Origin of the sequence: Paenibacillus sediminis, from assembly GCF_017873765.1 — a bacterium.
Lineage (GTDB): Bacteria > Bacillota > Bacilli > Paenibacillales > Paenibacillaceae > Paenibacillus_AG > Paenibacillus_AG sediminis.
Map to the genome: position 1 here is coordinate 1,093,139 of NZ_JAGGKP010000001.1, position 18,619 is coordinate 1,111,757.

Genomic DNA, 18,619 nt, shown 5'->3' on the forward strand with positions numbered 1-18,619 from the left:
GATTATAAGTTTATTCAAGCGATTGTGCAATACTATTTAAGTATTTGTAAGTCGATATCATTATTTTAGGTATCAAAATTTCATATTCAACAACAAAAAAGACTGCCTCACGGCAGCCTGCATATTCAATTATTTGTATTTTTCCCAATCAAGACTGCTGTTGTTCAGCAGATATTCAAAATCGTTTTCGCGTTGTTTCTGTTCCGCCTTACGCTCTTCCTCAGCTTGCTTTCTAGCAACTTCTTTTTGTTTTTCTTCGATTTCTTTAAGTTGGTCAGCCTGTGCCTTCAGCTTATTTAGAACTTCGGCATTTAGAAGATCTTTTAAAGTTGCAGGTTTATCCTGATTCGCATGGTTTGGCGCTGGAATTGTCTTCTTTTTCTTAGCCACTGTAATTCACCTCTCGATTTCTCGAGGCTATTATAGCATACATTATAATTCAGGAATTCTGAATTCATAGACATATGTGGAATCTTTTCTTATAATGTTCGTTACGAACATATTTGTGTAGCCAAAAAAGGATGAATTGTAGCATGGCATTCGGAATCAATAGAGAAGAACTAACAAAGTGGAAAGAGGCTGTTTCCAGAGGAGAAATCGCATTTATAACACACTATTGGTTAGAACCGCGATTTCCGGGGATCAAGACAGTTACCAAGGTAGGCTGCGCTAACCTGGAACGATTAACAGAATGGTGCGCTCAAAATGGTTTAGACCCGAAATATATTCATCGTCGCCGCCCCTTTCCTCACTTTGACCTTATAGGCCCAAAACAAAAGGAGATACTACAGAAGGAGCTTCTATGGGATCAGTTGAAACGATTTCATATGCTGTAATCTTATTAAACATATAAAACCCTTTACCTCGTATAACAACGTGGTCAAAGGGTTTTTTATTATTGTGACGATTTTTTTATTATAGTGACGATAATTATACATTACTCTCAATTGATACCGCATGTGCGATGCACGGTACACTTTCCCCTTGCTGATAAGACAGAGGCGACAATAACGCGCCGGTCGCCACAACAAGAATACGATTCAGTTCACCCTTCTGTACCCGCTTCAGCAAGTGCCCGTAAGTGACGACTGCCGAACAGCCGCACCCGCTTGCTCCAGCTTGTACATTCTGCTTGTTGTAATCATAGATCATCATTCCGCAATCTTTATACTGGGTTTGCTGAATGGGAATATTATGCTTTGCAAATAAATTTTTCGCGATTTCGTACCCCACTTTAGACAAATCACCTGTAACAATCAGATCGTAATGACCTGGCTCAATTTCTAGATCACGCAAATGAGCTTCAATCGTATCTACTGCTGCGGGAGCCATTGCCGCACCCATGTTAAATGGATCGGTAATGCCCATGTCCACGACTCTTCCGATCGTTGCCGATGTTACAACAGGGCCTTCCCCTTTTGGGGCTAATACTACCGCGCCTGATCCCGTTACAGTGAATTGGGCTGTTGGCGGTTTCTGAGATCCGTATTCTGTGGGATAACGAAATTGCTTTTCAGTGCTCGCATTATGGCTTCCTGTACCTGAGAGAACATATTTAGCCCCGCCAGAATTAACGACATATGAAGCCAGCGCCAGACTCTCCATTGATGTAGAGCAAGCACCGAAGAGGCCAAAATAGGGGATTGATAACGTTCGAGCAGCAAAGCTGCTGCTAATGATCTGATTCATTAAATCGCCGCCGAAATGAAATTGTACCTGCTCCTTCGTCAGGTTCGCATGCTCAATCGCAAGCTTAGCTGCTTCTTCGATTATCGTTCTTTCGGCCTTCTCCCAGCTATCTTGTCCGAAGTACAGATCACCATGAATAATGTCAAAGTCATTCGCAAGCGGTCCTTGACCTTCAAATGGACCCACTACAGTTGCTGTCGAGATAATGGTTGGTTTATTCTCAAACACCCAGCTTTGATGTCCCTTAAGCATATTAAGACGCACCTCCAGCCGAACTTGGGTCGAATATCAATCGCAGCAAAGCGATGATAAACGCTGCCACCGTTCCGAAAACAATGACAGAACCCGCTAATTTGAACATGTTCGCTCCTACACCTAGGACAAGTCCTTCACTACGATGCTCAATAGCCGCAGAGGCCATCGAGTTGGCAAAACCGGTGACCGGTACCGCTGAACCAGCTCCTGCCCACTGCGCGATTTTATCATACACACCAAAACTCGTTAAGATGACAGACAGCAGAATTAGGACAGCTACTGTTGGGCTTGCGGCTTCCTTCTGATCCATTCCGCCCCATTTCATGAACATTTGCTGAATAATTTCTCCGATTTCACAAATGATCCCGCCAGCAATAAATGCACGGATACAGTTTTGCAGAATAGGTCGCTTCGGTTCAATTTTTTTAGCAAGTTCTTGATACTCCTGCATAACTGGAGTCAGTTTTTTTTTCTTTTTGCTAGCCATCTGCATCATCTCCTAAGTAGTAAGTATGGGCTTGATGTCCTTAATGACTTGATCCAACTGTTTAGAACACTGCTCGTACATCTTTTTCCCTTGTTCATCACTCGTTGAAAGGGAGAACATTTCTAAATCTGCTTCGCATTTCTTTAGCTGGGCAAGCAGTGAAGCTTTTTGCTGAGGCTCGGGTACCTTGATCTCATCATCAAACAAATCCACATACAGTTGTCCATATGTATCGACTTGACCTAGGTAGACGTTATCAACAGAAACCCCTATTTTTTCTAATTCTGTATTTAACCATTTACGATTGTATCCAAGTGTTGCGAGCGGCTCGTCCATAATTTTGCCGTCTAAAATTACGGTTTGCGGCTCGTTCTCAGGTGATACTTTTATACCTAAATCCGATGGCGTTAAAGGTTGGTATTCCTTCTTAACGAGCACATTAATTTCTCCGCTTGGCTCAATGACTGCAAATTCAACCTCAGATGCTCTGAATACATTTTTCTTCCTTAATTGTTCAATCAATTCTTCGTTCGTCAAACGTTCTTTCTTTAAGTTATCTTCAAGAATTTTGCCATCTTTTATTAAAACGGTGCCCTTGCTGTCAATAAAATTACGAGCAATTTTACTTTTAATTTGCAAAAATTCGATACCCAGCGATACGAGAACCCAGACAGCTAACGAGATCAAACCGAGGTACCAATCGTTTTTAAGGTCCATTGATATGTAAGCTGCCAAATCGCCAATGGTAATCCCTGTAATGTATTCAAAGAAAGATAATTGAGATATTTGTCTCTTACCTAAGAGCCTTGTTAACGCAAATAGACCAATGATAGCCCCTAAAGTTCGAACAATGACTTCTATCCATTCTGGCATTTGTGACATTTGTGGCATTCCATAACCTCCTCTTAACATCAACAGTGAACACCAAAATTATTTACTTATGGAATGTTTTTATGACATGAAATATTAGGATAATTGGTTATTTTTTCTTGTGAACTTGCTGAATGATTAGAAAATTTCAGGCCAAAATATCTCATGTGAAATTCACGAGGAGGTGATCTTGTCATGACAATTGCATCTGATGTCAAAACTTGCTTAGCTTCACTGAAAAGCGCACAAGCAAGCTTAGAACAATTCGCTCTGGGCACACAAAACCAACAAGCGAAAAATCTATTTACAAACGCTGCTCAGCAAACGCAATCCATCGTTCAACAAGTTGAAAGCCGCGTTCAACAACTAGAAAACGAAGAACCGCAGTATAAAGGATTTTAAGTAATTAACAGAAGAGGGTATCCATGACGTAAATACTCGAGTGGAGCGCCCTCTTCTTCTTGTTTTTTATATTTTTTGCACTAGGTAAACTTTTTTGTTGTAATAAAACAAAATTTGTTTTATGATAGATTTTAGAGATCAGGTAACTAGTATAGTGATTGTCTTTTTTTACTATAAAAGTTGCCTTAGAGAAACACTATTGGTTAGATGAAAGAAGGTGTTCGTATGAAAACTGATATTCAAAAATCATCAACTTTAACATCTACAAATTCCGGTTTTAGAAAAGAAAGAACCGCTCCAAGCTTGCCTGAAGTTCATAAATCGCTTCATGTTCCTAAGAAGGGAAGTATATTCCGTAAATTCCTTGCCTTTGCAGGGCCAGGATATTTAGTTGCAGTAGGTTATATGGACCCTGGAAACTGGGCAACTGACATTGCAGGCGGTGCGACGTTTAACTATACTTTGCTGTCTGTCATTCTTATATCAAATATAATGGCTATATTACTGCAATCGCTAGCCGCTAGACTTGGCATTGCTACAGGCAGAGATCTCGCACAAGCGTGTCGTGACCACTATAATAAGCCTGTAAACTTTACTCTATGGATTTTATGCGAACTGGCTATTGCTGCTTGTGATTTAGCTGAAGTAATCGGGTCGGCAATTGCTATAAATTTACTTTTTGGAATACCATTGCTGTACGGAGTTCTTATTACATCACTCGATGTCATCTTAGTTCTATTACTGCAAAACAAAGGATTCCGTTATATTGAAGCTCTTGTCATATCACTCATCGGTACAATTTTCGTAGCCTTCGGTGTAGAGATGTTTCTGTCTAAACCTGATATGGGCGGTATACTCGGTGGATTTGTACCGAAGGCTGAAATTATTAAGAATCCAGAGATGTTATACATTGCCTTAGGGATTCTTGGCGCAACAGTCATGCCGCATAACTTATACTTGCATTCCTCGATCGTTCAAACGCGAAAATATGAGGATACATCCGCAGATAAACGCTCAGCCATCAAATTCGCAACGCTTGATTCTACAATTGCGCTAACGCTTGCCCTGTTTATTAATTCAGCAATTTTAATTTTATCAGCTGCGGCCTTTCATTCTACAGGGCATACAGATGTGGCAGGAATTCAAGACGCCTATCAATTACTGACGCCTATTCTGGGTACAAGTATGGCCAGTGTCATGTTTGGCATTGCTTTACTAGCCTCAGGACAAAGCTCTACCTTAACAGGAACGTTAGCCGGGCAAATTGTGATGGAAGGCTTCCTTAATATTCGAATGAAGCCTTGGCTAAGAAGACTCGTTACTCGGCTAATTGCGATTATTCCAGCCGTTATTGTAACTGCGATTTATGGGGAACAAGGAACCGGTGAATTGTTAATCTTGAGCCAGGTTATCCTGTCTCTGCAATTGCCATTCGCCGTTATTCCGCTCGTCAAATTCACTTCCGACCGTAAAAAGATGGGTGAGTTTACAGCTCCTACATGGCTCTCTTCAATCTCTTGGGTCATTGCTTCGATTATCGTTGTGCTCAACGCATATTTGCTTTATGGCACATTTTTGGGCTAATAAGTTATGCCCTGACTAGCGGACCGATGCCGGAGTACGGTGCCAGCGTAGGCAGACAGCCGATGATACTATACCTAGAGTATAGTTTTTGACGAGCATTTCGAAGTCGGATTTAATTTTGCCTTCAGGCAGGGCAATACAAACAACAAAACCGGCGTGTCTGGGACCGAGGGAAATGCAGGATTGAGATCGAGACTACTTCCCTTCAGGTTCGAGACTTGCCGGTTTTATCCATCGCTATTCTTCAACTGCTAAATATAAAGCAAGTGTTATCGCACTCTTCGCTTCCATACTGAAGCTCACGGCTTCCGACGATGGCAGCTTTACTTCTACGCCCTTTGCCTCTCTGCTGTCGTTGAACAGGACAACCGCAAGGGAACCGTCGGTGTTCTTGAAGGCCACGGAGCGGACGGCCTCATCACTGTTCGAGCCAATGCGCACCGCCTTCGGACGAATGTGCTTGCTGAAATGCGCCAGAGCATAGTAGTCCAAGGTATATGTTAGCTCACGCGTCTCCTGATTAACCGTAACTACACCGCGGCAGGTACTGTTGCCAAAACCCGGAACGGTCGGACCGTTCTTCTCATCCAGCGCCATGTTCCACAGCACAAAAGATTTACTGTAATTGCGCAAAATCTCGATTCCCGTGCGCATCACATTCGAGAAGGCCTGCTCGAACGGCGGAATCCATTCGCCGCCGGACCCTTCCGTAAAGTGTACCTCTTTGTCAGGGAATGCCTTGAATACTTCACTCTGTGCAGAAGGATGGCCTCCATACCAGTGCCAGGCTACGCCGTCGACGGCATCCTGCGCCTGCTCAAGGACAGTCAAAGGATATTCCGACATGTCCCAGTTGTGATCATAGCAAAGAATTTTGGTCTCTATGCCGTGCTTGTCAAATTTTGGTTTCAGGTGATCCTTAATGAACCGGCTCTGATCCTTCGCAGGGAAAATCATGCCCGGATAATGACCCGGTGAATACAGGGCCTCATTCTGCGGCGTAATCGCATATACCGGAAGCTCATGCTGTGCATAAGCCTCGATATAGCGTACAAAATAGTCGGCATACACCGGATAATATTCCTTAATCAGCTCTCCCCCGATCATGGAGCCGCTCGTTTTCATCCACCCTGGAGGGCTCCACGGGGAGCCCATCAGCTTCAGGTGCGGGTTCAGCTTCACCGCCTCTTTCAAGAGAGGAATAATATCCTCCTCATCGTGTGAGATAGAGAATTTTTGGAGCAGCGGATCGGTTTCCCCTTCAGGTAGATCATTGTAGCTGTAGAAATCGCGGGCATAGTCAGAGGCCCCCATCGGATTTCTGATGACGGACAGGCCGATTCCTTCCTCGGCATTAAAGAGCTTCGACATCAGCTCCACCCGCTGCTCCGGTGACAGCACCTGATGGATTAGATACGCGGCAGAATCGGTAAAGGATGCCCCAAATCCGTCCATTTCCTGATATTGCACACTATCATCTATGATGATCGTATGCACCTTAGCCTGCGCGTCAGCCTTTGCAAGCTGATCTTTTGTTTTTTTCACGAACAAGGAATGTTCTCCGTTAGATTCATAGATCGTTAAGTTAGACATGATGTTCCCTCCATATCCCGTTTACAAACCGAGCTTTTCCTTATTGGCCTTCATTTTATCGCTGCGGATTTTTACGATATTATCCCAGTTGTTGTCTTGCAAGAATTTCTTGTAATCATTCAGCACAGCCTCGAACTGCGCATCGTCTTTCGCGCGGATCATGCTGACCATAGAGCTGTTCCACTTGGTGTTGATTGCGGAAAGTGCTCGTGCTTCCGGCGTTCCTTGATTTGGATCAATATTTTCCAGAATGAAGTGCGGTACCAGCTTGCCTTTCCCCCACTCTTGCATTTGCTTGATGGATTCAGGGAATGCGTCATTACTAAGTGCTTTGTGTCTGTCATGACCGAAGAACATAAATTCGCCCATGCGGTAATCTTTCTTGAACTTATCTGCATTGTTCTGCTGAAGATCTTTGACTTCCGGTGTGAATTGAACTTTACCGTCTGCGTTTTTCACGTAAGTTTCGCCTTCAATCCCGTAGTTCATTAGCATTTGTCCCTCTTCGCTCAGCAAGTATGTGTACAGCTGTATCGATTTGGCGGGATCTACATTCTTTTTGGTGATGAATGTGATCATCCAGCCAGAAATGCCAGACTGGTTCAGTTTCGGTTTGTTGCCTACCGTGCTCTTCGGACCGTCAATCGCAATGTACTCTTTGCCGGGATTTGCAGACATAAACATCTGCAGGTTACCACCTTGCTGCGGGGTACCATCGAGCAGAATAGTAGCATATTTACCGGATTTCACCTTTTCCTCAAAGGCTGTTCCGTTATCGGCAAAGCTGTCATCGCTGATGTTGCCGTCACGATGTACCAGATTCAGCGTTTTGAGCCAGGTCAGGTAGTCCTCGTCCAGGTTGCGGTTGTAAAAACCGCCGTTCTGATCCTCAAGCGGTACTCCGATGAAATCCTGAAGCACATCGCCGAGAGACCCTGTACCTTCACCAATGGAGTTGAATCCGAATGGAATCATTTCAGGAAATTTCGCTTTTATGTCTTTCATGACAGAACGGAACTCCTCCGGCGTACTCATGCTAGGTCTTCCAAGAGCTTCATACACGTCCTTACGGATGATGAATGCAGTTTTGGCAGGAATGGTTCCTTTATCATAGTCTTGCTTCGTATTGGAGTAGTTGGGATAACCGTAGGTTTTACCGTCAGCGAGCTTGAACCAGTTGAGGGTATCCTGTGCAGCAACTTTGTTAAAGTACGGATCGTATTTTGCAGCCAGATCGTCTAGAGGGAGCGCCCATGACGATGCTTTTTGCACCACAGGGGAGTTAATGCCAAAGGTTGTAATCAGATCCGGCATATCGCCGCCCGCGAAGAATGTATTCAGCTTGGTATCGTCACCGGTAATGAATTTGATGTCAATGTTAAGGTCCTGTTTAATCTTCTTGGTCACGACATCATTGCCGAAATCGGTGTTCCACCAGTCTGCATTCACATACCAAGTCAGCTTCGTAGTCTCTTCTTTTTTATCCAGCTTCCACGCAGGTGTATTGGCATCAGGTGTGTAGCGGCCTTGGATTGATTCCAAGTTCTCCCCTTTTTTTCCTGAGCCTCCGCCGCTGCACGCACTAACCAGCAGCATAACCGTCATCATCACAGCGATCAGGGTGAATCCTTTTTTGCCAAAAACGTTTTTTCTTTTTGACATTTGCTTACCCTCCTTTTGGATATAAAGCGCTTACTACACTTGCGAAGCCTGCTTGAATCTATGTGGTGTTTCCCGTGTTGCCTTCTACTCTTTTACCGCACCCAGCATCATGCCCGAGATGAAATACCGCTGCAGCAGCGGATAGATGATGATGATCGGCAGAGTGGTAATGACGATGGTTGCGAGCTGTACCCCTTTGGTGGCTGTTTCGATCACAACCGATCCCGCAACATTTTGCATGGATTGGGTCTGTGACTGCACTATGATTTCATACAGCTTCATCTGCAAGGGATACAGAGCTTCGTTCGTTATATAGAGCTTGGTCGTCATAAAGTCATTCCACTGATTCACTCCGTTAAAAAGGGCAATAGTCGCCATTGCCGGCATGGACAGCGGAATGAAAATTTTTGTAAATGTTTTCCAATCACCTGCACCGTCGATCTTAGCTGATTCCTCAAGTGCTTCCGGTACGGAGCGGAAGAAGTTCATGAGAATGACCACATCGTAGTAACTGAGCAGTGCCGGAATGATGTACACCCAGAAGCTGTCCAAGAGACCGAGGTCCTTGATTAACAAGTATGTAGGAATCATGCCGCCGGAGAAAAACATCGTGATCACGCCGAGCGACACATACAGCTTGCGGCCGCGCACGTATTTTTTGCTAAGACCATACGCCACCATTGCGCAAAAAAATACGTGAGTGACAACACCAAGCACCGTTTTGGATATCGAGATAAAAAATGCCTGCCAAATCGAAGAGTCTCTGAACACGGCCTGATAGTTCTCCAGGGACAGATCCGACGGCCAGAACATGTACCCTCCTTGCGCCAAAGCCTTACTTGAAGCAAAGGATGAAATAATCACGTTCCACAGCGGAACAATGATCACAATCATCGTAATGATGAGCAGCGTAATGTTGACCACATTAAAGATTCGACTGTCGATATCTCCTTTAACTGCCTTCGAATTCACGGAATTGACCTCCTTCTTTGAACCTGGCATTTTGCATGTTTCGATTTATATGCTTACTGGATTTACGCAACAAAAGCCTATAAAACGGATTGATTATCATTCAGCTTGCTCGTTATTTTATTTGCTGTCACTAGCAAAATCACAGATACGATGGATACGCCGAGTCCCACTGTAGTGGCATAGGAGAAGTCACCCTGCGTCATCCCCATACGGTACACATAAGAGTTGATGACTTCTGCTGTTTCGCGGTTCTGCGAGTTCATCAGGACCAGTGTCTGATCGAGATTGGAGCCGAGCAGTCCGCTCACCGTAAGAATCAAGTTCAAGCTAATGATCATCTTCATGTTCGGAATGGTAATGTTCCAGATCTGACGAAGCCGGTTTGCACCGTCAATCTTGGCAGCTTCGTAGTAAGTAGGATCAATTTTAGACATGACAGCCAGATACAGAATCGTCCCCCAACCTGCTTCCTTCCATATATCCGACAGAACGGCAATCCACCAATATTTATCCGGATCGAGCAAAATGTTCTGCGGCTTAGATATCAATCCGAGTGACAGCAATACCTCATTAAACAAGCCTGTCGTGGAAACCCAAGTAATGAGCATGCCGCCGAGTACGATCCAGGACAAAAAGTGAGGTAGATATGATACGGTCTGCACGAATTTTTTGAACCTGCTGCCGCTTAACTCATAGATCATAATAGCCAGTATAATCGGAACGAAAAACCCGATCGCCAGCTTCAGAAAGCTGATCCCGAGTGTATTCACAACGGAATCCCAAAAGTAATGATCTGTCAAAATAATCCGAAAGTTGTCGAAACCCACCCAAGGCGCACTGTCAATCGTATCAATCACCGTGTAGCTCTTGAATGCAATCGTCAGTCCGTAAATAGGGATAAAGTTGAAAATAATCATGAAAAGAATTCCTGGAAGGATCATAGATTGAAGCTCCCACTGCTTTACAAAATCCACACAAAACTCCTTTACGCGCTGCCCTGCGGGTTTCTTGCCAGGTGGCTTGAGAATCCCGGTAGAACCTTCAGCCGATGGAACCGCAACCGGTTTATTCATGTACTTCACTCCCCCTTAAGAAGTGCCCGAAATAATAAAAACGTTTTTATTTTCGAGCAAAAATTAATGCCTTTTTTAATCAGCATTCTGCATTTATTTAATTCCAGCTGCTATAAAAGCAAATGGTAATCTACCTTGGATGTATCTGGTTTAGACATCATGCGGAACGATACTTTGTAATCGCTGTTTATTTTACTAAAGTGGGAATGCGGAGTGCCCTGTTAGAGTGTTCAATCCCGTACCATCTTGATCTGACTGGAATTACGAACAATGAGTTCGCCTTGCAGCTTCTCATGTCTGCCCTGCTCCTTCTTCTGAATCATTCGAATCAAATGATTCACTACAAGCATGCCCTGCCTTGCAATCTGATTGCGCACCGTTGTCAGCGGAGGCGAGAAATACTGGGCAATGTCAATATCGTCAAAGCCGACCACACTCACATCCCGTGGGATTTCGTAGCCCAACGATTTGAGAGCACGCATGGCGCCGATGGCGCTCAAGTCATTACCTGCCAGGAAAGCGTCAGGCAGCTTGCCCGAGTGTATGTTCACGAACGATTTCACCGCGTTATATGAGCCTTCTTCTTCAAAATAACCTTGAAGAATGTAACCCTCATCCGCGGTAAGACCATAGTCATGTAGCGCTGCCAGATAACCGGCTTTCCGCTGTTCGCTGTCAAACATCGTCTCTACGCCCGAAATATATGCGATTTTCTTGTGGCCAAGACTAATCAAGTATTTCGTCGCTTCGTAGGCGTCGACATAGGAATCGAAGATAATGCTTCCCATGGTTTCATTCTGTATCTCGCGATCAAGGAATACTGACTTGATTTTGTTTTTTTCGATTAAGGCAATATCCATGTCGTCGATCCCCAATTCTTCATAAATAATGACACCGTCAACCCGTCCGCCCAAAATGTTGCTCATGATCACCTGCTTGTCCTTCGTTACAAAAATGTTCAGCCCGTATCCATGGCGATCGCATTCACGCGACATCGTCTCTACCAGAGTATAGAAATACGGACCCGACACACTCGTAGTGAAGAAGCCCAGCATCTTTGACTTGCCTGATTTAAGCAGTTTGCCGTTCAGGTTCGGAACATAATTCAAACGCTTCGCTACATTCAGAACATGCGATTTGGTCTCTGGATTTAACACATCCACATCATTTAGTGCATTAGAGACAGTCGAGATAGATACACCCGCCTCCCTTGCTACATCTTTGATCGTTACCTTTGCCATATGCCGTCTTCCTTTTATAAAAACGTTTTTATGTTTTGAATATACTATATAAGCGCTTTCATTTCAATATCTTTTTCCTCAATTGTTTATTTTTGGTTTGACATGAAACCAAATGGTGTCATATAATCAATGCGAAACTAAACGGTTTCGTTTTAAAAAATACAATTCGCAGAATAATAGACCTAAGTGGAGGTTACAGCAATGGAAAACAATATTCAAAATACGCTTCCTGACATCCGTCAGACCGAGGTATTTAACGCTCCTATTCAGAAAGTATGGGAAGCAGTTGCTACATCAGAAGGAATTGCAGCATGGTTTATGCCAAATGATTTTCAGCCTGTATTAGGTTATGAGTTTCATTTAAATGCAGGTCCATACGGCATGTCCCCATGCAAAGTAACGGAAATCGATCCTCCGAATCGCCTCTCTTTTAAATGGGGCAAGGACTGGACTCTTACTTTTGAATTAGTTGATCTGAATGGTAAAACACAGTTTACGGTTATTCATTCCGGCTGGGATGTAAACAAAGTTACCGAATTCGGAGAAACTCACACCATTGTTCGCGATCGTATGGATCATGGCTGGGCTGGGCTCAAAAAGAAACTTGGCGAATATTTAGGGGCGTAAGTAATGGGTGCTCCATCGCCGTCTTCGAAACATGATGTCTTTCAAGCGATCGCCGATCCGACGCGCCGTAAACTGCTAAGTCTGCTTGGAGATCGGGAAATGCCTGTGACGGCCATTAGCGGACACTTTCCGATGAGCAGGACAGCGGTATCCAAACATCTGCATATTTTGGCGGATGCAGGACTCGTCAAAGAGCGGAAAGTCGGCCGCGAAACTAGATATCGTCTTGACCCAGAACCGCTGCTCGAACTGAAGCGCTGGCTCTCTTATTACGAGCGATTCTGGGAAAATAAAATGGCCGCACTCAAACACTACGTGGAGTCTGAAGACTCAAAGGATACAGATGCAAATAAAACCGACATTCAATAGAATGTCGGTTTTCTCTTCCCTTTTTCATATACTAAAAAACTCTAAAATCTTACTCTTTAGTTACCAGTTTAAGCGGTGCGGGAATCGATTTCGGAACGGTCTTGCCTGAAAGTACATCTTTAGCTGCTTGGACAGCCATCTGTCCTATCAACAGAGGTTGTTGCGCGATCGTTGCCGTTAGATTCCCAGCTTTGATGGATTTTAGCGCATCTGGATTACCATCGAAGCCGATTACCGGAATGTCTTTACCTGCGCTTTGAATCGCTTGAATCGCTCCTAACGCCATTTCGTCATTATGAGCAAATACAGCCTGTACATCCGGATTACTTTGCAAAAGGTTCTCCATCACGTTCAAACCCTCAGTTCGGTCAAAATGAGCAGACTGCTTCGCAATCACCTTAAGCTCTTTGTCTGCGATCTCATGGAATCCTTTGCCCCGTTCACGAGTAGCGGATGCTCCTGGTACCCCTTCGAGCTCTATTACTTTCGCATTTTTCCCCACTTTATCCACGATATATTGAGCAGCCATCTTCCCGCCTTTGACATTATCCGAGGCAACCAGTGCTTTAACATCACCTTTGTCTGAAGAACGGTCTAATGTAATGACTGGAATGCCGATATTGTTAGCGGTCTGTACAACTGTCGAGATCGCAGAGGAGTCTGTAGGGTTGATTAACAGTACGTTTACGCCCTTCTGAATCAAATCATCCACATCGTTGCTTTGTTTAGCGGAATCGTTCTGTGCATCAACTACGATCACTTGCATTCCTTGTTTTTGGGCTTCCTTAACTACTCCATCTCGTAAAGAAACGAAGAAGGGGTTATTCAGTGTAGAGATCGATAATCCGATCTTGATTTGCTTGTGGTTACCGTTGGCATTAGGTTTAGCCCATTGTGGCGGTTCCATAGAACAGCCGGTTATCACTATCATTAGTATACATACTAGAATAAGTGAGATCTTTTTCATGTTAGTCATCCCCTCTTAGGCGGTTTTCTTACGATCTATTAACACAGCAATGAGAATAACGATCCCTTTTACAACCATTTGGTAGAAAGAAGATACTCCTAGCAAATTAAGTCCATTGTTCAGTGTTCCAATAATTAAGGCACCAATTAAAGTACCTACGATACGACCTCGTCCTCCAGATAAGCTTGTCCCACCCAGTACAACGGCAGCGATGGCGTCTAATTCATAGGATGTCCCTGCTGTTGGTTGGGCTGAGTTAAGACGAGAAGTCAGAATTGCACCAGCCAAGGCAGATAGAACGCCTGTTAAGGAGTAAATTAAAATTTTGACACGAGATACTCTAATACCAGAAATTTTGGATGCTTTTTCATTACCGCCAATAGCATACGTTTTGCGGCCAAAAGGTGTTTTGTGCAAGATGATCCACAGCACGATGAAGGTAATGACCATGGTGATCGCCGGAACAGGAATTCCAAGTTCGTATCCACGGCCGAATAATTGGAACAACAGACTGTCTCCCAATCCTGTAATTGGATTACCGTTCGTATAGATCAGCGTCAATCCTCTGAATATTGTCATTGTGGCTAGTGTAGCGATAAAAGGAGCCATTTTTCCTTTTGTAATCATAAGACCATTAACCATCCCCATGACTCCTCCCAGTAAACAACCGACAAGGATGGCGAAGATCGGATTGAAACCAGCAACCATCATATTTGCTATAAAAGCACTGGATAATGCAAGGATGGAGCCAACGGATAAATCAATTCCTCCAGTTAAAATTACAAAGGTCATCCCAAAGGCAATTAACGCATTGATTGAAACTTGACGGAGCAGATTTAGAATATTAAGCGGTTCCAAGAAACTTGGATTTAAAATCGAAACGATGATGATCAAAATAATTAAACCCAACAGCGGACCCAACTTTTGAGTGAATTGTGATAAATGAAAGCCTTTATCTGTCTTTGCTTCGTTCATTGTTGTCATCTTACTGACCTCCTGTAGCTAATGTCATAATTTTTTCTTGATTAGCTTCTTCTCTGCTGAGTTCACCGCTGATCTTGCCTTCATGAATGACAATAATTCGGTCACTCATACCAAGAACCTCTGGCAGCTCTGAAGAGATCATAATAATAGCAACTCCGCGGTCTGTCAGCTCATTCATCAGTTCATAGATTTCCCGCTTAGCCCCGACATCCACGCCACGGGTAGGTTCATCAAGAATGAGTACTTTGGGACCAGTCCCTACCCATTTAGCAATAACTACCTTTTGTTGATTTCCCCCAGATAAATTACCTGCCGCCGTTTCTCCAGACTGTGTTTTGATCTTCAACCGCTTGATTAACAGATCAACGAACTCTTTTTCTTTCTTCTCAGAGATAATCCCTTTGGGAGCGAAGCTGTGAAGGTTCGTTAGAGCCATATTCTCACGAATGGAAAAATCAAGAATTAAGCCTTCATCCTTCCGATCTTCCGTAATAAATCCAATCCCTAGTTTGATCGCATCGTTAGGTGTACGGATGTTCACCTTCTTGCCATTTACCCATATTTCGCCGTCATCAAGGGAATCTAGCCCGAAGATGGCTCTCATAATTTCGGTACGTCCTGATCCCATCAGGCCAGAGAAGCCTAGGATCTCCCCTGATCGAACAGCGAAGCTGATATTCTGGAAATGACCCTTATGTGAAGCGTTCTTTACTTCAAGCGCCACTTTCCCTGGTTTAGGATTACGTAGCGGATAACGTTCGGTCAATTCTCTGCCTACCATCTTTCTCACGACTTCATCAAAATTGGTATCGGGAATCTCTTTTGTATCAACGGTCTTTCCATCCCGCATGACAGTAATTCGATCACAGATGGTGAAAATCTCCTCCATCCGGTGAGAAATATAGATGATGGATACACCTTCCCTTTTGAGGGAGGCAATCACTTCGAACAGTTTCTGAATTTCTCTTTCTGTTAAAGCGGCTGTAGGCTCGTCCATGATAATGACTTTGGAGTCCGTCATGAGTGCCTTGGCGATCTCAATCATCTGCTGTTCACCGACTGAACATTCGCCTGCAATTCGATTTAAAGAAATCATAACGGACAATTTTCTGAATTGCTCCATTGCTAACGCTTTCATTTCTTTCAAGTTCAACAAGCCCAATTTGGTCGTCATTTCCTTACCGATGAACAAGTTTTCCAGCACGGTCATTTCTGGCCATATATTAAGCTCTTGGTGAATAAAGGCAATCCCATTTTGTTCAGCCTCTCTGGGGCTCTTAAAATAAGTTTCCTGACCTTTTATCTTAATCGAACCCTTATCGAGTGGATGCAACCCAACAAGAATATTCATTAGCGTAGATTTGCCTGCGCCGTTCTCTCCCATCAAGGCGTGAACCTCTCCGTCACGGAGATCAAAATCCACACCTGTCAAGACTTGGTTCGTGCCAAAGGCCTTGTGAATGTTTTTCATTTGAATTTGCATGGTGGTCCTCCTTTTCAGCCAAAATGGACGCCTGCTTGTAAAATGCAGTTTGAGTAAGGTTTAGCTTCGCCTGTTCGAATAACAGCTTTAGCATTGTGGGACAGTTTTTTTAGTTGTTCATGGGTAACGCTTTCAATAATAGTTTCAGAAAATGTTTCTTGCATATATTGTAAAGCCTCTTTATTCTCCGTTTTCATCTCTTCAGCCACAATTACTTTCTCAATCACCATGTCTTCCGCTATAAGATTGACGACATCTTGAAAGCTTGGAACACCCAGTTTAAGCGCTAGATCAATCTTAGGAACACCAGCCGGAATGGGTAGTCCCACGTCACAAACGACCAAATAATCAGTGTGCCCTAGATCGGCTAATATTTTGGAAATATGGCTATTCAAAATCCCTTGTTTTTTCATGTTAAAGGTTCTCCTCCACTTCCTGACGTGTTGGCATTCCGCCCTGTGCTCCAAATTTCATGACGGACAGTGAAGCCGCGCGGTTGGCAAACTTCAAGCTATCCTGGAGCGCCATACCTTCAGCAATAGCGACTGCAAAGGCTGCATTAAACGTATCCCCCGCACCCGTGGTATCCACAGCTTCAACTTTATAGGTAGGGACAACAACTTCCTGTTGACCATCATAATAACGGACACCCTTACTGCCTTCAGTAACGATCAGTTTGTTCGGGTACTTACGCAGCGCTTGTGACAAAGGCATTCCGTTAAAGAGGATAGCAGCCTCATGTTCGTTTGGAGTAAAATAAGCAGCATTCGCAATAATTGTATCCTTGATATAACGGGCAGGCGCTGGGTTGAGCAGCAGTGGAACACCCAAATTTGCACAGATTTCACTAACATGGGCTACTGTTTCTTCAGGGATTTCCTGTTGAATCAGCACGATATTCGAGTCTCTTATTACATCCAGAGCTTTATCAATATAGGCCGGAGTTACTTCATTATTCGCCGATTTAACAACGACAATACTGTTATCTCCTTCAGCCAATACAATATGAGCTGTTCCGCTCTCCATGCCTGTAACCGGTTCCACATAGTCTGTAATAATGTTATTTGCTTTAAGATTATTTAAAATGGTTGTTCCAAAGTGATCATCTCCTACACGGCCGATCATCGTTACTTCAGCTCCTAGACGAGCTGCAGCAACTGCCTGATTTGCTCCCTTACCTCCTGGTACGGTTTTGAAGCTCTCTCCAAGAACTGTTTCACCAGCTCCCGGGCGTGTAGCAGCAGTTACAACCAAGTCCATTGAACAGCTTCCTATCACACATATTTTCACCATGCTAATCCACCTTTCTTGTCGTATCCCGTTCTACGAATTGAACAGGAAATTGGATATTTTTGTTTGCTACATTCGTTTGTTCTATGAGCTGAATAAGTAAGTTTGCCGCTTCACGTCCCATTTCATAGGACGGTTGACGAATAGTAGATAAAGACGGAGACAATAGTCTGCTTAGTGGAATATCATCAAATCCAATAATCTGCACCTCATCCGGCACCTTTAGCCCTAATCTAAGGGCCTCATGCAATACGGCTGTAGCTGCAATATCATTACTTGCGATAATCCCGTCTGTACCCGCATATTTATGGAACAATTCCTTTGCCGACGACTCTGCATCGTGAAAAGAAAATGAAGAGGTACGGATGATATGGTATGGAAGTCCCGATTCTTCAAGAACTTCTATCGCTCCCTGAAATCGATCTTGTGCAGGCCTGATATGCGCAGGTCCCTGCATGATTGTAATTCGCTTGCTTCCGCGAGCTAACATTTCTTGTGCTGCCAAGCGCCCGCCTTCTCTACCGTCTGAATAGACGGAAGGACTGTCGCCGAGCGTCCGGTCCAGAAACACCACTGGAATTTTCAGCTTCAAGTAAGTATCCGTATCAGGATAGTTTGTAGATGAGATAACACCTACGACATTATTTTGAATAAATGTCTGGATGTAATCCATTTCCTTCTGTTTGTTCTCGTCACTATTTCCAAAAATTAATCGAAAATCGTTCTCCTGCATCCGGTCCTCTACCCCGCGCGCCAATTGCGGAAAATAAGGATTTGTAATGTCAGGCAGCAGAAGTCCGATTAATCTAGATTTTCGTTTGTAAAGGGATCGCGCAACTTCATTTGGCTTAAAATTCAATTGCTGTACAGCAGATTCCACCTTCTTACGTGTATCCGCATGGACGTAGCCGGTTTCATTGATAACCCGTGAGACTGTCGCTACAGAAACGCCGGCCATATTGGCAACATCTTTAATCGTGACCATTCTTTTCGATTCACCTCTTTGTGTAACCGGTTACATGTATACGTTATCATAATAAATTTCTTTTGGCAACTATTTAATTTGAATTA

20 protein-coding genes are annotated in these 18,619 nt (G+C 43.8%); 5 read left to right on the forward strand and 15 right to left on the reverse strand.

Going from position 1 to position 18,619, the window contains the following annotated elements:
- Nucleotides 1-129 precede the first annotated feature (129 nt).
- Complete coding sequence (locus J2Z20_RS05270; RefSeq protein WP_209846102.1) at nt 130-390, reverse strand: YqkE family protein; 261 nt, start codon at nt 388-390, stop codon at nt 130-132.
- A gap of 143 nt (nt 391-533) precedes the next feature.
- Here J2Z20_RS05270 and J2Z20_RS05275 point away from each other — a divergent pair, with 143 nt between their 5' ends.
- The gene (locus tag J2Z20_RS05275) at nt 534-836 is read left to right on the forward strand and encodes a hypothetical protein (protein WP_209846103.1); all 303 of its coding nucleotides are present in this window, start codon (nt 534-536) and stop codon (nt 834-836) included.
- Nucleotides 837-930: 94 nt separating this feature from the next.
- Here the strand turns inward: J2Z20_RS05275 and spoVAD are convergent, their stop codons facing one another.
- The 3 genes from spoVAD to J2Z20_RS05290 are packed head-to-tail and all read right to left on the reverse strand — an operon-like array spanning nt 931 to nt 3,304.
- Complete coding sequence (gene spoVAD / locus J2Z20_RS05280; RefSeq protein ID WP_209846104.1) at nt 931-1,941, reverse strand: stage V sporulation protein AD; 1,011 nt, start codon at nt 1,939-1,941, stop codon at nt 931-933.
- Between the two features lies 1 nt (nt 1,942).
- Nucleotides 1,943-2,431, reverse strand: a complete 489-nt coding sequence (gene spoVAC, locus J2Z20_RS05285; RefSeq protein WP_209846105.1) for a stage V sporulation protein AC — start codon at nt 2,429-2,431, stop codon at nt 1,943-1,945.
- A 12-nt stretch (nt 2,432-2,443) separates the two neighbouring features.
- Nucleotides 2,444-3,304 (reverse strand): DUF421 domain-containing protein, encoded by an 861-nt coding sequence (locus tag J2Z20_RS05290; protein WP_209847322.1) that lies wholly within the window; start codon nt 3,302-3,304, stop codon nt 2,444-2,446.
- A gap of 192 nt (nt 3,305-3,496) precedes the next feature.
- Here J2Z20_RS05290 and J2Z20_RS05295 point away from each other — a divergent pair, with 192 nt between their 5' ends.
- Together J2Z20_RS05295 and J2Z20_RS05300 are read left to right on the forward strand one after the other, a co-directional pair.
- Nucleotides 3,497-3,703, forward strand: coding sequence for a DUF1657 domain-containing protein (locus J2Z20_RS05295; RefSeq protein WP_209846106.1), 207 nt, complete (start codon nt 3,497-3,499; stop codon nt 3,701-3,703).
- 225 nt (nt 3,704-3,928) lie between these two features.
- The gene (locus J2Z20_RS05300; protein ID WP_209846108.1) at nt 3,929-5,287 is read left to right on the forward strand and encodes an Nramp family divalent metal transporter; all 1,359 of its coding nucleotides are present in this window, start codon (nt 3,929-3,931) and stop codon (nt 5,285-5,287) included.
- A 237-nt stretch (nt 5,288-5,524) separates the two neighbouring features.
- On the opposite strand, the gene J2Z20_RS05305 is transcribed toward J2Z20_RS05300, so the two are convergent.
- The 5 genes from J2Z20_RS05305 to J2Z20_RS05325 form a co-directional block, all read right to left on the reverse strand.
- Nucleotides 5,525-6,880: a glycoside hydrolase family 30 protein gene (locus J2Z20_RS05305; protein WP_209846111.1), complete on the reverse strand. Its 1,356-nt coding sequence runs from the start codon at nt 6,878-6,880 to the stop codon at nt 5,525-5,527.
- Between the two features lie 21 nt (nt 6,881-6,901).
- Nucleotides 6,902-8,542 (reverse strand): type 2 periplasmic-binding domain-containing protein, encoded by a 1,641-nt coding sequence (locus tag J2Z20_RS05310; RefSeq protein ID WP_209846114.1) that lies wholly within the window; start codon nt 8,540-8,542, stop codon nt 6,902-6,904.
- Between the two features lie 84 nt (nt 8,543-8,626).
- On the reverse strand, nt 8,627-9,514 hold the full coding sequence (locus tag J2Z20_RS05315; RefSeq protein WP_209846117.1) for a carbohydrate ABC transporter permease: 888 nt from the start codon (nt 9,512-9,514) through the stop codon (nt 8,627-8,629).
- A 77-nt stretch (nt 9,515-9,591) separates the two neighbouring features.
- Nucleotides 9,592-10,587, reverse strand: coding sequence for an ABC transporter permease (locus tag J2Z20_RS05320; protein WP_209846120.1), 996 nt, complete (start codon nt 10,585-10,587; stop codon nt 9,592-9,594).
- Nucleotides 10,588-10,817: 230 nt separating this feature from the next.
- Nucleotides 10,818-11,828 carry a LacI family DNA-binding transcriptional regulator gene (locus J2Z20_RS05325; RefSeq protein ID WP_209846123.1) on the reverse strand — a complete coding sequence of 337 codons (1,011 nt, stop codon included), beginning with the start codon at nt 11,826-11,828 and terminating at the stop codon, nt 10,818-10,820.
- A 201-nt stretch (nt 11,829-12,029) separates the two neighbouring features.
- Between J2Z20_RS05325 and J2Z20_RS05330 the strand changes: the two genes are divergently transcribed.
- The gene (locus tag J2Z20_RS05330) at nt 12,030-12,455 is read left to right on the forward strand and encodes an SRPBCC family protein (RefSeq protein WP_209846126.1); all 426 of its coding nucleotides are present in this window, start codon (nt 12,030-12,032) and stop codon (nt 12,453-12,455) included.
- Between the two features lie 3 nt (nt 12,456-12,458).
- Nucleotides 12,459-12,824 carry an ArsR/SmtB family transcription factor gene (locus J2Z20_RS05335; protein ID WP_209846129.1) on the forward strand — a complete coding sequence of 122 codons (366 nt, stop codon included), beginning with the start codon at nt 12,459-12,461 and terminating at the stop codon, nt 12,822-12,824.
- 49 nt (nt 12,825-12,873) lie between these two features.
- Here J2Z20_RS05335 and rbsB read toward each other — a convergent pair whose 3' ends face one another.
- The 6 genes from rbsB to J2Z20_RS05365 are packed head-to-tail and all read right to left on the reverse strand — an operon-like array spanning nt 12,874 to nt 18,533.
- On the reverse strand, nt 12,874-13,791 hold the full coding sequence (rbsB, locus tag J2Z20_RS05340; RefSeq protein ID WP_209846132.1) for a ribose ABC transporter substrate-binding protein RbsB: 918 nt from the start codon (nt 13,789-13,791) through the stop codon (nt 12,874-12,876).
- Nucleotides 13,792-13,806: 15 nt separating this feature from the next.
- Nucleotides 13,807-14,775, reverse strand: a complete 969-nt coding sequence (gene rbsC, locus J2Z20_RS05345; protein WP_209846135.1) for a ribose ABC transporter permease — start codon at nt 14,773-14,775, stop codon at nt 13,807-13,809.
- 1 nt (nt 14,776) lies between these two features.
- Nucleotides 14,777-16,258 carry a sugar ABC transporter ATP-binding protein gene (locus J2Z20_RS05350; RefSeq protein WP_209846138.1) on the reverse strand — a complete coding sequence of 494 codons (1,482 nt, stop codon included), beginning with the start codon at nt 16,256-16,258 and terminating at the stop codon, nt 14,777-14,779.
- Between the two features lie 14 nt (nt 16,259-16,272).
- Nucleotides 16,273-16,671, reverse strand: coding sequence for a D-ribose pyranase (gene rbsD / locus J2Z20_RS05355; RefSeq protein ID WP_209846141.1), 399 nt, complete (start codon nt 16,669-16,671; stop codon nt 16,273-16,275).
- Between the two features lies 1 nt (nt 16,672).
- Nucleotides 16,673-17,551, reverse strand: a complete 879-nt coding sequence (gene rbsK / locus J2Z20_RS05360; protein ID WP_209846144.1) for a ribokinase — start codon at nt 17,549-17,551, stop codon at nt 16,673-16,675.
- 1 nt (nt 17,552) lies between these two features.
- Nucleotides 17,553-18,533: a LacI family DNA-binding transcriptional regulator gene (locus J2Z20_RS05365; protein ID WP_209846148.1), complete on the reverse strand. Its 981-nt coding sequence runs from the start codon at nt 18,531-18,533 to the stop codon at nt 17,553-17,555.
- Nucleotides 18,534-18,619: the final 86 nt, after the last annotated feature.